Origin of the sequence: Streptomyces hyaluromycini (assembly GCF_002217755.1) — a bacterium.
Classification (GTDB): Bacteria; Actinomycetota; Actinomycetes; order Streptomycetales; family Streptomycetaceae; genus Streptomyces; species Streptomyces hyaluromycini.
The window spans coordinates 110,937-125,279 of sequence record NZ_BCFL01000033.1 but is presented as its reverse complement, the minus strand read 5'-3'; the positions used below and the strand labels follow the sequence as shown (position 1 = coordinate 125,279).

Sequence of the window (14,343 nt, the reverse complement as noted above, 5' to 3'; positions counted from 1 at the left end):
GGCAGGTGTCCACTGCGTGGTGACGATTGCGGGGCGGCCGATCCGTAGCGTTCGGGCCAGTCGCAGCGGTTGGGCTGCGGATCCTGTGAGGGAGTCATCATGAGGCTGGTCTGGCAGCTCCTGGCGGTCGCGGCGGTCGCCTTCGTCGGGGGGCAGGGCGTCGCCGCGGTGCAGGGGAACTGGTTCCTCACCCTGGTCCTCGGCCTGCTCACCGCCGTGGTCGCGGTGCTCGTCTACGGGTGGGTGGTACGGCGGACCGAGCATCGGCCGAGCGTGGAGGTGGGGCGGGAGGGTGCCCGGGTGGCGTTCGGGCGGGGGACGGCCATAGGTGTGGTGACGTTCGCGTGCGTCATCGGGAACATCGCCTTCCTCGGGGACTACTCCGTCCATGGGGTGGGCTCGGTGGGGGGTGCGGTGGGGGTCGTCGGGTACATGGTCGCCGCCGCTGTGACGGAGGAACTGCTCTTCCGGGGCGTGCTGTTCCGGATCGTCGAGGAGCGCACCGGGACCTGGATCGCGCTGGTGTCGACCGGGGCGCTGTTCGGGATGATGCACCTGCTCAACAAGGACGCGACCGTGTGGGGCGCCCTCGCCATCGCGATCGAGGCCGGCGGCATGCTCGGTGCCGCGTACGCCGCCACCCGCACCCTCTGGCTGCCGATCGGCCTCCACTTCGGCTGGAACTTCGCCGAGTCCGGCATCTTCGGCACCGAGGTCTCCGGCAGCGGCGGAGCGCAGCAGGGGCTGCTGGACGCCTCCACCTCGGGGTCGCGGCTGGTCACCGGCGGGCAGTTCGGGCCGGAGGCGAGCGTGTACTCGGTGCTGCTCGGGGTGCTGGTGACGGTCGCGTTCCTGTGGCTCGCCAGGCGGCGGGGGCACCTGGTACCGCGTCCGCGACGGGGTGTCCCGGCCGGCTCCGTCGCTACACTGCCGCGGTGATCAGTCCTCGGCAGGCGCCCGGGTGGTGGCACCGGCTCGACGTCACGGTCCGGGATCTGCCGCTCGGGCTGCTGCTCCTGGCCGGGTCGTTCCTGCCGGCCCTGCACGGCAAGGGGACCCAGGTCGGAGAGCTGCCGACCCGCCCCTTCGACGCGCTGACCATCGCGGTGCTGGGCCTGGAGTGCCTGCCGCTCGCCGTGCGCCGGCGGTGGCCGGCCGTCTCGCTGGCCCTGGTGTCCCTCGGCTTCGCCGTCGACCAGCTGCGCGGCTACCACTCGGTCGCGGGTACCGCGCTGCCGCTCGCCCTGATCAGCACCGGCGCCCATCTGGAACGGCACCGGCGGGCCGGCGCGCTCGTGTTCTCCGCGGCCTACGTGCCGCTGGCGGTCGCGCTGCACCGGCTGGGGTCGGGAGGCGAGACGGCGAGCGGGTTCGTGACGTTCTACCTGGCGCTGGTCCTCGCGTGGGGCGTCGGGGCGTGGCTGCGCTCCACCCGGGCCGCGGAGGCCGAACGCCGGCGGCGTGTCGCCGAGGACACCCGCACCGCCGAGCGCACCCGTATCGCCCGCGAGCTGCACGACGTGGTGACCCACCATGTGACGGCGATGGTCGTGCAGGCGGAGGCGGCCCGGTATCTGACCGCCGCGCCGGACCGCCTCGACCAGACGCTGACCGCCGTCACCGACACCGGGCGGCGGGCCATCTCCGACCTGCGCCATCTGCTCGACCTGCTCAATCCCGACCACGGCACCGGCACCGGCGGTACGGGGGTCAGGACCCCGCCGGCCGGCCGGCTGCTCACGCTCGTGGAGCAGACGCGCCGGGCCGGGCAGCCGGTGGAGTTCACCGAGGAGGGCACACCGACGGACTCGGCCGGCAGCGCCGACCTGGTGGCCTACCGGGTGGTACAGGAGTCCCTGACGAACGCCCTCAAGTACGCCCACGGCAGCCGCACTTCGGTACGGGTCCGGCACGGCGAGAAGGAGATCACCGTGGAGGTCGACACGGACGGGCTCGGCGGCCCCGGCGCTTCCGGCGGTTCCGGGCGGCCGACCGCGTCCCCCGGCGGGAGCGGGCGCGGGCTCGCCGGTCTGCGGGAGCGGGTGGCCGTGCTGGGCGGCGAGTTCAGCGCCGGCCGGCAGGCGGACGGCGGGTTCGTCGTCCGGGCCCGGATACCCGTGGGGAACCCGGCGTGACCGCCGCGGGCGAGGCGGCACCGATCCGGGTCCTGGTCTGCGACGACCAGGTGCTGATCCGCACCGGCCTGGCGACCATCATCGACGCGCAGCCCGACCTGGAGGTGGCGGGCGAGTGCGGGGACGGGCAGGCCGCGGTCGACCTCGCCGGGCGGCTGCGCCCCGACGTCGTGGTGATGGACGTCCGGATGCCGGTCCTCGACGGCATCGAGGCCACCCGGCTGCTCGCCGGTGCCGGGGTGCCGCATCCGGTGAAGGTGCTCGTGGTGACGACGTTCAACCTGGACGAGTACGTCTACGAGGCCCTGCGCGCGGGCGCCAGCGGCTTCCTGCTCAAGGACGCGCCGCCGGACCGGCTGCTGCACGGCATCCGGACCGTGGCCACGGGCGCGGCCCTGCTGGACCCCGAGGTGACCCGGCAGCTCGTGGGCCGCTACGCCGCCCGCATCCGCCCCGCCGACGGCGGCACCCCGCACGGCGTTCCGCTGACCCCGCGCGAGCTGGAGGTGCTGCGGCTGATCGCGGACGGCCTCTCCAACGGCGAGATCGCCGCGGCCCTCGTGCTCAGCCCGGAGACCGTCAAGACCTTCGTGTCCCGCATCCTCGCCAAGCTGGGTCTGCGCGACCGTGTCCAGGCCGTCGTCTACGCCTATCGCCAGGGCCTGGTGACCTGACCCGCCCCGGGTGACCTGACCTGCCCCGCCGCTACAGCACCCCGCCCGCCTCGTCCTGGAACAGCTCCGTCCAGTAGTGCCAGTCGGCGTCCGTCGTCACGGGCGTGGGGTCGATGGTCGCGAGGGTGTGGAGCATGGTCGCGGCGAGCTGGTCGTAGGCCTCCGTGGTGAGTTCGTGGTTCAGGTGCTCGTCGATGGTGCGCTCGTGGTGCAGGAGCCAGAGGGTGTAGGCGAGCGTGGAGATGTCCGTGTTGAGGGGGTAGAGCGTCGCCTCGGGCTCGGAGAAGTTGAGGATCGCGCCCGTGGTGCCGTCCACGACGAGGCTGTTGTCCTCGACCAGGTAGCCGAGGCGTATGAGCCGGTCGGCGTGGGACGGGAGGTCGTCCAGGGGGAAGCCGCCCGGGTGGATGTCGGTGAAGTACTCCCACAGGGTGGGGAGCGGGGCGTCCGGGTCGAGGTGGAAGAGGACCGCGTCCTCGGGCAGGCCGGTCTCGCGCAGGAAGCGGCGGGTCGGCTCGTGGGTGAGCGTGGGCGGGAAGTCGACCTCCTCGAAGCGGGCCACCCGGCCCTGGCCGAACTCCTGGTCCAGGAGCCGGGCCGGCAGGTCGACGGCCAGCCCGGAGTCCGTGCCGGGGCCCGCGACCAGGCTGAGGGGGCGGATCAGGGCCGTCGCCTTCCAGTACGGCGGGACGCGGCCGGCCGTGCCCTCCTCGAAGAGCTCCAGGAGCTTGCGGGAGGCCTCGGTGGCCGCCTTCGTGCCGTACGTCCCGGCGAGGGAGGCGAAACGGCCGCGCAGGCCCGTCAGTTCCTCGGTGACCGCGGCGAAGCGCAGCAGCGTCTCCAGCGAGGGCGCCAGCGGGCGGGGGTCGGTGGGGTCGATCAGGTAGGCCGTGGTGATCTCGCCGGTGCCGCCGTCGAGGAGGATCGACTCCGGGTCCAGGCCGGCCGGGGCCAGCAGCTCCCCTATCACCAGGCGGTCCCGGAGCTCCTCCGCGAGCCGGGACGGGCCGTCCGTGACGTCCGCGAGCGTGCGCAGACCGGCCGTGCGCAGCGGCTCGAACGTCAGCAGGCCGCCGCTGTCGGGCAGTCCGGGGCCGGCGAGCCGGCTGCGGGTCGGTTCGTGCGTGATGTATCGGTCCATTTCAGCCTCGGTCAGCGTGATCGTCGCCGCACCGCTGCCGGTCGTGCTGATCGTGCTCATCGCTGCCCCCGCGATCAAAGTGTTCAGGACGTGCAAGTGGGTCTGGTGGTGCGTCGTGCGTCGAAGTCGGCAGGGCATGGCGGGTCGTCCGGGCTTCCCCTCCGGAACGGCCGTCCCCACTGCCCAGAACACTACGCCGCGGCACTGACAACGCCCCGCTGAAGAGACGTCAGGCGACCCTGGACCGTTCCGTCCCGGTGAGAATCTCCTCCACCGCCTGTTCCACGGTGGGTTCAGAGGTGCCCGGCCGCAGTCCCGACGGCCGGGTGCGCGGGCGTGGTTCGGCGTCGGGTCCGGCGGCCGGCCCCGGACGGGCTCACTGGCCCGTGACCACCGCCGCCTGCGGGCGGATCGGGAGGCGGTTGACCGGGCGGCCGGTGGCCGCGCGGACGGCGGAGGCGATGGCCGCCGGGGACGTCACGACCGGCACCGCGCTGACCGACTTGGCGCCGAAGGGGGCGACCACGTCCCGTTCCTCGACGAGTTTGACGATCCGGATGTCGGGGGCGTCGAGGGCGGTCGGCAGGGCGTATCCGGTGAGGTCGGGGTGGCGGATCAGCCCGCGCGGGGTGCGCAGGTTCTCCGTCAGGGCGATGCCCACGCCCTGCGTGACACCGGCCTCGATACGGGCGTTGAGCTGCGCGGGGTTGAGGATCCGGCCCACGTCCTGGGCGACGGCCAGCTCCACGACCCGCACCGAGCCCAGCTCGATGTCGACGTCGACGACCGCGCGGATCGCGCAGAAGGCGAGGCCGACGAAGGCGTCGCCCTGGCCTTCGGCGTTCAGCGGCTCGGTCGGATGGGGGCGGCACTGGGCGGTGGCCCACAGCTCCTTGCCGTCCAGCGCCTCGGTGACGGTGGTCGACAGGACGCCGTCGTACGACGTGATCTTGCCGTCGGTGATCTGGAGCAGCTCGGTCGACATGCCGAACTTGTGGGCGAGGGGCTGGAGGAGCTGGGTGCGGACCATCTTGGCCGCGCGTTCGACGGCACCGCCGGAGACCCAGGTGTGGCGGCCGCGGCAGCCGGGGCCGGCCGGCGGCTGGTCGGTGTCGACGGGGGCCACGTGGACCTCGTCGATGCCGAGGGTGTCCTGGACGATCTGGCGGGCCAGGGTGGTGAAGCCCTGGCCGGTCTCCACGGCCGCGCAGAGCACGGTGGCGATGCCGTCGTGGACCTTGACGGTGGCCGTCGAGACCTCGTCGGCGCCCTCCGCGCCGAGCATGTGGACCATGCCGAGGCCGTAGCCGACGCCCCGGCGCACCGCGCCCGGCTCGCCCGCGCCCTCGGGGCCGCCGGGCAGCAGCCACTCGTCCTCGGGGGTGTCCTTGGGCAGCGCGGGGAGCGGGAAGTCCTGTACCGCCTGGAGGAGTTCGGCGACCGGGGCCGGGCAGGTCACCGTCTGGCCGATGGGGAGCACGTCACCGGTCGCGAGCGCGTTGCGCAGGCGGATCTCGGCCGGGTCGAGGCCGAGCTTCTTCGCCAGCTTGTCCATCTGCGCCTCGTAGGCGGCGCAGACCTGCATGGCGCCCTCGCCGCGGACGTGGCCGGAGGGCGGGTTGTTGGTGCGCACGGCCCAGCCCTCGATGAAGGCATTCGGGACGACGTACGGGCCGCAGGCGAAGGAGACGGCGGCGGCCAGGGACTCGGCGGAGGTGTCGGCGTAGGCGCCCGCGTCGAGCAGGATCTGCGCCTCGACCTTGATCAGCTTGCCCTCGGCGTCGGCGTGGTGCCGGTAGCGGAGCAGGGTGGGGTGGCGGTGGGCGTGGCCGAGGAAGGACTCCTCGCGCGTGGCGGTGAGTTTGACCGGGCAGCCGGTCTTGAGGGCGAGCAGGCCGAGCGGCAGCTGGAAGCCCTGGTCCTCGCGGTCGGCGGTGGCGCCGGGCACGCCGGTGACGACGATCTTCACCTGTTCGAGCGACAGGCCGTAGCAGGCGGCGGCCGTGTTGCGGTCGGTGTGCGGGTCGGTGGAAGCCAGGTACAGCTCGACCCCGCCGTCGGGGCGGGGCACGGCGAGTCCGGCCTCGGCGCCGATGGGGGCGGGGTCGGCGCGGCCGATGCGGTACTGGCCCTCGACCACGATCTCGCCGGTCGCGTCCGGGTCGCCGTGCTGGAGCGGGATGTGCCGGATCAGGTTGCCGTCGGGGTGCAGCGGCTCGGCCTCGAAGGACTGCTCGGGGTCGATGACCGGGTCGAGCATCTCGTACTCGACGATGACGGCGGCGGCGGCCATCCGGGCCGTGTCCGGGTGGTCGGCGGCGACGGCCGCGATGGGCTCGCCGTGGTGCCGTACGACCTCGGAGGCGAAGACCGGGCGGTCCGGGGTGCCCCGGCCGTGGCGCGGGGTGCCGGGGACGTCCTCGTGGGTGACGACGGCCCGTACGCCGGGCATCTCGCGCGCGTGGCTGGTGTCGATCGACACGATGCGCGCGTGCGGGTGCGGGGAGCGCAGTACGGCCGCCCACAGCAGGCCCTCGGCCCACAGGTCGGCCGCGTACGGGAAGGTGCCCTCGGTCTTCGCGCCCGCGTCGGCGGCGGGCAGCGACACGCCGAGGCCGTGCGGCAGCGGCTCGGGGGCGGCGACGGGGGTCTCCGCGGCCGTGGTCGTGGTGACGGTCTCGTTGGTCACGCCTGGCCTCCGTCCGGGCCGTAGGACTGATCGTCGTAGCTGTGGCTCTGGTCGTCGAACGACTGGTTGCCGCCGAACGTGCGGTTGCCGCCGAACGTCTGGTTGCCGCCGAAGGACTGGTTCCCGCCGAACGACTGGTTGCCACCGAACGACTGGTTGCCACCGTACGACTGGTCGTACGACTGCTCGTGCGGGACCTGGATTCCGGCCCCGAAGGTGCCCGGGGAGTCGAACGCCGACGCGTTGACGCCGCCGGCGCCCGGTCCCGCCTGATGCGGAATACGGGCCTCGTCGCCGTCCGTCTCAGCGTCGGCGGCGGCGTGTGCCTCGCGTTCGGCGACGACCTCGTTGACGGCGTCCAGGACGCCCCGGTAGCCGGAGCAGCGGCAGAGGTTGCCGCACAGGGCCTGGCGGGTCTCCAGCTCGGTGGGGGCCGGGTTGCCTTCCAGCAGGTCGTGGACGGTCATCGCCATGCCGGGGACGCAGAAGCCGCACTGGACGGCTCCGCAGCGGGCCAGGGCGCGCTGGACGTCCGAGGGCCGGCCGTCCTGGGCCAGGCCCTCGACCGTGCGGACCTCGCTGCCGGCCGCGGTGACCGCGGGGACCAGGCAGGAGGCGACCAGGCGGCCGTCGACCTGGACGTTGCAGGCGCCGCACTCGCCTTGCGAGCAGCCGTCCTTGGCGCCGGCGAGGCCGAGGCGTTCGCGCAGGACGTACAGGAGGGACTCGCCGATCCAGGCGTCGCTGACGGGGCGGTCGGCGCCGTTGACGCGGAGCACATAGGAGGCGAGGGGGTGGTCGTCGACCGCCTCGGCTTCGCCTTCGGCGTGTTGGTTCCCGCCCGCACCATCCGTGACGCCCTCGCCGTCGGGTGCGGCCGGCCCGTGCGGGGCGGACTCGCCGTCGGCGGCCTGCGGATCGTGGGCGGGGTGTCCGCCGACGGCGTGGGGCGTGTCGGCTCCGCCGGCATCAGGCGATTCACGAATTGCCCGCAGTTCGCCGGTATCGCCCGCTTCGCCCCCTTCGCTCCCCGTCGGCGCGTCGGCCACAGGTGGCGCACCGGCGGCTCCGGAGGCGAGGCCGAAGGCCGGAGTGTCGCCGTGGCCCGCGAGGGGCTCAGCGGGCGATCCAGGGGCCCCCGCGGGGTGTTCCCACGCCGGGGTCTCCGCCGCCCATGGTGCGGACGCGCCGCCCGGCAGGGTCGCCGGCGGCGTGCCGCCCCACTGCTCCATGAGCGCGGAAGTGGTGAACTCGCCCGATTCGTCCGGGGCGTCGCCGGTCGCGACCGGGATCGACCACTGGCCGGTCACATCGTGACCGGGCGCGGGCGGCGGCTCTTCGTACGTCCACTGCTGGGTCGAAGCCGGGTTGTACGTGAACCGGTCGTCGGCCGGCTGTTCCCGGGGGACCGCGTTGGGGTCGGGCCACCGGTTGTCGTCGGCCGGCGCGCCCCAGGTGTCGGTGCCGGGCGCGGCCGTTATCTGCGGCGGCACATAGCCGTGTCCGGGCGCGGCCAGGGGGCTGTCAGCGGACAGCAGGGCCTCGATGCCGCCCTCGGGGAGTTTCACGAAGGCGGTCGCGCCGTCGTCGTAGTCGCCCTGGGGCAGCGGGTTCCAGCGGCCGCCACCGCTCGCGGGCGCGCCCTCTCCGTGCTGGTCGTCGGTCATGACAGCGCCCTCCCCAGTGCTCGTCGGGCCAGCGCGGCGACGGTACGCCGCAGGTGCAGTACGGCGGGCGGAAGCGACGGCACCGAGCCGTCCGGCTCGGGGGCCGGGTCGGGAATGCAGGCGGCCGCGACGTACTCGCCGAAGGCGGCCAGCGCCTCCGGGACGAGCGCGCGGTCGTTGTCCCAGTCGATCAGCCGGGCCACCCACTGCTCGGCGTCCAGGGGCCGGAGCGGCATCGGCGCTATGGCGCCGACGGCGCATCTGACGCCGCGCCGCGCGGGGTCGAGGACGAGCGCCACGGAGGCCACCGAGCGGCCCGGTCCGGTGCGGCCGGTCGCCTTCAGGAAGACCTGCGGGGCGTGCAGCAGCGGCACCCGCACGAAGCCGATCAGCTCGCCCGCGCGGAGCATCTCCACGCCGGCCAGCAGGTGCGACACCGGGATCTCCCGGCGGGATCCGCCCGGTCCCGCGATGATCAGCGTCGCCTCCAGGGCGGCGAGCACCGGCAGCGCGTCGCCGGTGGGCGCGGCGGTGGCGATGTTGCCGCCCAGGGTGCCGGCGTTGCGGATGTGCGGCGGACCGGCGGCCCGCGCGGCGGCGGCGAGCGCCGGGATCAGGGCCGCGAAGTCGGGGCGGCCCATGCGCGCGTGCGTGAGGCCGGCGCCGAGCAGTGCGTTGCCGTCCTGGTACTGCCAGCCGCGGATCTCGCTGATCCGGCCGAGGCCGACCAGGGCGGCGGGCCTGAGCTGTCCGGAGTTGACGGCGGCCATGAGGTCGGTGCCGCCCGCGACGGGGACGGCGGCGGGCATGGCGGTGAGGGCCGCCACAGCCTCGTTCAGCGTCGTGGGCAGCGTGACGGACTGCGCCGCCTGCGGTGCGTGCGTGGTCAAAACCGGCTGCCCCTTCCCGCTGCCCCACCTGGTCCCACCTGTGTGGCCGTACGGTACGTGCTCACAGGGCGGACGTGGCAACTCTGGCACATCTTCGCAAGCCTCGAACGCACGGGTCCGCTAGGAGGCATTCGCCCACCTCATCGGCGACTTGGTCCGTTTTCTTCCACCATTGCCAATGCGTACCGATTGACACTCTTCGGTGATCCTTGCGGTCTTTTTTCCATTACGCGTTCGGAGCGGGGAGAGGCGCCGGGGCCTGGGACCGGCGAGGGGGCGGGGCGGGGTCAGCGGTTCGGGGGCGGGCCGTCGATCGGGCGGCCGGGGACGCCGGGGCGCTGCTGCCACGGCAGGGGCCCGGCCGGCGGGCGGTAGGCGACCCCCAGGGCGTCGAGCCGCCGGTAGTGCGCGGCCATACGGCGCTCGAAGCCGGCGAAGTCCCGCTCCCCCGGCGCCGGGAGGGTGCTCCAGGCGACCTCGGCGAAGGCGGCGAGCCGGGGGAAGGCCTGGTAGTCCACGCGCGCGTGGTCCTCCATCACCTCGGTCCAGACGTTGGCCTGGGTGCCGAGGATCCGCCGCGCCTGAGACTCGTCCAGCCCCGGCGGAACGGGATCGAACCGGTACACGTCCTCCAGGGTGCGGACGAATCCGATCGGCACCGGCTCGTCGGCGCCGGCGGCCTGCCGGTGGTCCAGGTACACGTGCTGCTCGGGGCACATGACGACGTCGTGTCCGGCCCGCGCGGCCGCGATCCCGCCGCCGTAACCGCGCCACGACGAGACGGCCGCGCCCTCGGCGATCCCGCCCTCCAGGATCTCGTCCCAGCCGATCAGCCGGCGCCCGCGCGCGGAAAGCCACTTCGCGAAGTGTCCGATGAACCACGACTGCAACTCGTCCTCGTCGGCGAGCCCGAGTTCCTTGATGCGCGCCTGCGCGGCCGGCGAGGCCCGCCACTGGTCCTTGCGGCATTCGTCGCCGCCGATGTGAACGAACTCCGACGGGAAGAGACCGAGCACTTCCTCGAACACCCCCTCGTAGAAGCGCAGGGTGTTGTCAGTGGGGGCGAGTACGTTCGGAGAGATCCCCCAGGAGTCCCAGACGGTCAGGGAGGTGGTGTCGATGACGTCGGTGTTGCCGAGTTCCGGATACGCGGCGATGGCGGCCTGCGAGTGTCCCGGTACGTCGATTTCGGGGACGACGGTGATATGCCGCTCGGCCGCGTAGGCGACGATCTCCCGGATGTCGTCCTGGGTGTAGAAGCCGCCGTGCGGCTTCTCCTCCCACAGCGGTGAGGCCCGGTGACCGAATTTCGTGCGGGTCCGCCAGGAGCCGACCTCGGTGAGCCGGGGGTAGCGCTCGATCCGGATGCGCCAGCCCTGGTCGTCCGTCAGGTGGAAGTGGAAGACGTTGAGTTTGTGCGCCGCCATGAGATCGAGGTAGCGCAGGACGCCTTCCTTCGGCATGAAGTGCCGGGCCACGTCGAGCATGAGGCCGCGCCAGGCGAATCGGGGGGAGTCCTCGATCGTGAGATGCGGCACGGCCCAAGTGCGGTCGAGTTCGACGGCGGCCTTGCGATACGCGGCAGGGCCCAGGAGTTGTCGCAGCGTCTGGGCACCCCAGAAGACACCCGCCGCACTGCCGCCCTCGATGAGGACGCCGGCCGGATCGCTGACGAGGCGGTACTCCTCGGGGCCGAGGCGAGGGTCGAGCAAGAGCCCGATGCCGTCGCCGTCGGTGTCGTCGAGCTCCCGTCCCTCGCGCAACGGCAGACCGGCCGCCGCCCACAGGACGGTGCGCAGCCAGCGGCCGACGCCCTCCGTCCCCGGACCGGCGTAGAGCTGTGAGTGCGCCGTCAGCCGCACCTCGTCGGAACCGGCGACGACACTGCGCGGCGCGGGAATCAGATCCATCTCCGAAATCACCTCAGTCCTTGACCGCTCCGCCCAGTCCCGAGACCAGGCGTCGCTGTACGAGTACGAAGAACACCAGCACCGGAATCGTCATCACCGTGGACGCCGCCATCACCCCGCCCCAGTCGGGGTCGTCCGGCTTGAAGAACACCAGCAGCGCCATCGGCAGGGTCGACTGCGAAGTGTCGCTGATGATGAAGGACTTGGCGAAGAGGAAGTCGTTCCAGGCGGAGATGAAGGAAAACACGCTCGTGGCCACCAGGCCCGGCAGGACGAGCGGGAAAAGGATCTGCCAGAGAAAGCGCGACCGGCTCGCCCCGTCGATGTACGCGGCCTCCTCCAGCGCCTCCGGCACCCCTTTCACGAACCCCCGCAGCATCCAGATCGCGAAGGGCAGCGAGAAGGCGATGTGGGGCAGGATCAGCGAGCCCAGCGTGTTCAGCAGACCGAAGTCGCGCATCTGGAAGAAGAGGGGGATGGTGAGGGCCTCCACGGGCACCATCTGGGCCACCAGAAACATGATCAGCAGGGTGGTCCGGAAGCGGAACCGGAATCGGGTCACGGCGGTCGCGGCGAGAAAGGCGACGAGCGCCGAGACGACCACGACACTGCCCGCGACGACGAGGCTGTTGACGAAGTAACGACCGAATTCCTGCTGCCCGAACACCCGCCGGAAGGAGTCCACAGAGGGCGCGAGGGTCCACGGCCGGGGCCGGTCCGACTCGATCTCCCCGGCCGGTTTGAAGGCGCCCAGCACCATCCAGTAGAGCGGAAAGGCGACGAGTACGGCGATCGCCAGTGCCGCCCCCTCGGCGGCCAGCCGGCCCGGCCGGCGCCCGAACCCGCGCACAAGATTCACGACGGTCACAGCTCCTCCCCCTGCCGGCGCAGCAGCCGCAGGTAGACCAGGGTGACGGCGAGCAGGACCAGCAGCGTGACGACACCGATGGCGGCGCCCAGCCCGTACTGCGAGGAGGCGAAGGCCTGCTGGTAGGCGTACACGTTGAGCACCAGGTTCTGCCCGGCGATCCCGCCCCCGCCGGTCATCACGTAGATCTGCGTGAAGATCTTGAAGTCCCAGATCACCGACTGGATGGTGACGACCATCAGGATCGGCCGGAGCATCGGCGCCAGCACCGACCGCCAGATCCGCCACTGCGAGGCCCCGTCCAGTGCGGCGGCCTCCAGCACCTCGGCCGGTACGGCGCGGATCCCGGCGTACACGGTGACCATGACGAACGGGAAGGAGCACCAGACCACTTCGAGCAGGACCAGGAAGAAGGCGGAGTAGCGCCCGTACGTCCAGGAGTGGTCGCCGAGGCCGAGCAGCCGGTTCACCGGCCCGAAGTCCGGGTCAAAGAGGAACAGCCAGACCGTGGACCCGGTGACGGCCGGAGTCGCCCACGCCCCCAGCGCGGCCAGCATCAGCGCCAGCCGCGGCAGCGCACGCACGCGCGTCAGCAGCACGGCGAGCGCACAGCCGACGGCGAGAGTCGACACCACACAGGCGGCGGCGAAGCCGACGGTGGCCAGCAGCACCGACCAGAACTGGTCGTCGGAGAAGACGTCCGAGTAGTTGCCCAGCCCCACGAAGGCGGTGGGTTCACCACCACTGACCTGAGCCTGCGTGTACCGGAAGACGGAGATCAGCCCGAGCTGGTAGATGGGGTAGACGAGCAGGCCCCCGAGGACGACGAGAGCAGGGGCGAGATACAGCCAAGGGCCCCATCCAGCGCCCCCATAGGGGCGCGGGGAACTGCGCGACAAGCCCCCACGCACCCGCACTCGCCCACGCACCGCCGCCCCCACCCCGGTCGGCGTCATCCGGCGGAGCCAAACGCGTCATCCATCTTCTTCGCCGCCTCCTGCGAAGCCGCCCCCACGCTCTTCTTGCCGCTGATGACCTCCTGGAACATCGTCGGCAGCACCAGCGACGAGTCGATCTGCGACCACCCCGCCGACGCCGGTACGAACTTCGTCCCCGCGGCCAGCGTCTGCACGAACGGCTTCACGAACGGCTCCTTGGCGGCCGCCTGGTCACGGACGTCCTTGAACGTCGGCAGAAATCCCATCGCGTCGAACATCGCCGCCTGCGTCTTCTTGGCGGTCAGCTCCTCCATCAGCTGGACGGCCAGCGTCCGGTGCGTCGTGCTCTTCAGCACCCCGATGTTGTTGCCGCCCGCGAAGGCCGGTGCGACCGAGCCGGCCGTGGCCCCCGGCAGCGGCACCACCGCGTACTTGCCCTTGACGCTCCCCGCCTCCACGGCCGCGTGGCTGAAGTCGCCCCCGATCGCCATGCCCGCCTTGCCCGCGGCAAACGCGGTGACCGTGTCGTTGCCGCCGAAGCCCGCGCACTTGGCGGCCGGGCAGTTGTCGTCGCCGAAGAGGGACGTGTACGCCTTGATGCCCTTCTGGGCGGCCGCGCTGTCGATCGCCGAGGTGTACGAGCCGCCCTCGGCGGTGGCCAGTTCGCCGCCGTCGGCCCAGATGAAGGGCATCGCGCCGTAGGTGTAGGCGCCGCCGACGACCAGGCCGTACAGGTCGGGCTTCGCGGCACGGATCTTACGAGCGGTGGAGGCCAGCCCGGCCATGGTCGTCGGCGGCTTCAGGCCGAGCTCCCTGAAGACGTCCGTGCGGTAGTAGAGGGCGCGGACGCCGACGTAGAAGGGGGCGCCGTAGACCTTGCCGGCGACGGTGACCGACTGCCTGGCCGTCGGGTCGGTGTCCTTGGCCGCGGGCCAGGCCGCGAACTCCTTGGTGACGTCGAGGAGTCCGCCGTCGTGGACGTAACCGGCGGTGTCGGTGTTGCCGTACTCCATGACGTCGGGGGCCGAGGCCGGGTCGTTGAAGGCGGCCTTGACGCGCTGCGCGCGCGTGTCGACCGGGATGTACTCCACGTCGACCTTGGTGCCGGTGTGCGCCTTCTCGAAGGCGGCGACGACCGAGTCGACGACCTTCTGCTTCGGGTCGTTGCCGACCTCCTGGAAGAGCCACACCCGCAGGGTGCCGCTCTTGTCGTCCTTGTCGGAAGCGGAGTTGGAGGAGGTCTGCGGGGCGCAGGCGGCGGCCAGGAACAGGGCGCCGACGAGGAGTGCGGGGACGGGGAGCTTCATGGAGTGACCCTCCGGGAGCGCGCTCAAGCACGGGGCGTTGCAAGGTATGCAACGGGTGTTTCGCTCTGCACAACACCACGGAGGCTAGGGACTACATGAACACGCCGACAAGAGGTCTCAACCA

11 protein-coding genes are annotated in these 14,343 nt (G+C 72.3%); 3 read left to right on the top strand and 8 right to left on the bottom strand.

All coding sequences use genetic code 11. The features are described from left to right. The first annotated feature begins 99 nt into the window (after positions 1–99). The 3 genes from SSP29_RS44270 to SSP29_RS44260 are packed head-to-tail and all read left to right on the top strand — an operon-like array spanning position 100 to position 2,809. A complete protein-coding gene (locus tag SSP29_RS44270; protein ID WP_089106640.1) occupies positions 100–939 on the top strand; it encodes a CPBP family intramembrane glutamic endopeptidase in 840 nt (279 codons plus the stop codon). Next, a complete protein-coding gene (locus SSP29_RS44265; RefSeq protein WP_089106639.1) occupies positions 936–2,135 on the top strand; it encodes a sensor histidine kinase in 1,200 nt (399 codons plus the stop codon). The genes SSP29_RS44270 and SSP29_RS44265 overlap by 4 nt, the downstream gene beginning before the upstream one ends. Next, the gene (locus SSP29_RS44260) at positions 2,132–2,809 is read left to right on the top strand and encodes a response regulator (protein ID WP_089106638.1); all 678 of its coding nucleotides are present in this window, start codon (positions 2,132–2,134) and stop codon (positions 2,807–2,809) included. Before SSP29_RS44265 ends, SSP29_RS44260 begins: the two co-directional genes overlap by 4 nt. A 31-nt stretch (positions 2,810–2,840) precedes the next feature. On the opposite strand, the gene SSP29_RS44255 is transcribed toward SSP29_RS44260, so the two are convergent. The 8 genes from SSP29_RS44255 to SSP29_RS44220 all read right to left on the bottom strand — a co-directional run bounded on the left by SSP29_RS44255 (position 2,841) and on the right by SSP29_RS44220 (position 14,219). Continuing rightward, positions 2,841–4,010, bottom strand: a complete 1,170-nt coding sequence (locus tag SSP29_RS44255; RefSeq protein ID WP_174856056.1) for an SUKH-4 family immunity protein — start codon at positions 4,008–4,010, stop codon at positions 2,841–2,843. A 316-nt stretch (positions 4,011–4,326) separates the two neighbouring features. Beyond that, entirely contained in the window at positions 4,327–6,639 is a 2,313-nt protein-coding gene (locus SSP29_RS44250) for a xanthine dehydrogenase family protein molybdopterin-binding subunit (RefSeq protein WP_089106637.1), read from the bottom strand. Further along, positions 6,636–8,306: a 2Fe-2S iron-sulfur cluster-binding protein gene (locus tag SSP29_RS44245; RefSeq protein WP_089106636.1), complete on the bottom strand. Its 1,671-nt coding sequence runs from the start codon at positions 8,304–8,306 to the stop codon at positions 6,636–6,638. The genes SSP29_RS44250 and SSP29_RS44245 overlap by 4 nt, the downstream gene beginning before the upstream one ends. Beyond that, entirely contained in the window at positions 8,303–9,196 is an 894-nt protein-coding gene (locus SSP29_RS44240) for an FAD binding domain-containing protein (RefSeq protein ID WP_089106635.1), read from the bottom strand. The genes SSP29_RS44245 and SSP29_RS44240 overlap by 4 nt, the downstream gene beginning before the upstream one ends. 287 nt (positions 9,197–9,483) lie before the next feature. After that, the gene (locus SSP29_RS44235) at positions 9,484–11,106 is read right to left on the bottom strand and encodes a beta-N-acetylhexosaminidase (RefSeq protein ID WP_089106699.1); all 1,623 of its coding nucleotides are present in this window, start codon (positions 11,104–11,106) and stop codon (positions 9,484–9,486) included. Positions 11,107–11,119: 13 nt separating this feature from the next. Continuing rightward, positions 11,120–11,965, bottom strand: a complete 846-nt coding sequence (locus tag SSP29_RS44230) for a carbohydrate ABC transporter permease (RefSeq protein ID WP_089106698.1) — start codon at positions 11,963–11,965, stop codon at positions 11,120–11,122. A gap of 5 nt (positions 11,966–11,970) precedes the next feature. Further along, positions 11,971–12,930, bottom strand: coding sequence for a carbohydrate ABC transporter permease (locus SSP29_RS44225; protein WP_089106634.1), 960 nt, complete (start codon positions 12,928–12,930; stop codon positions 11,971–11,973). After that, positions 12,927–14,219 (bottom strand): extracellular solute-binding protein, encoded by a 1,293-nt coding sequence (locus tag SSP29_RS44220; RefSeq protein ID WP_089106633.1) that lies wholly within the window; start codon positions 14,217–14,219, stop codon positions 12,927–12,929. The genes SSP29_RS44225 and SSP29_RS44220 overlap by 4 nt, the downstream gene beginning before the upstream one ends. Between the last annotated feature and the right edge of the window lie 124 nt (positions 14,220–14,343).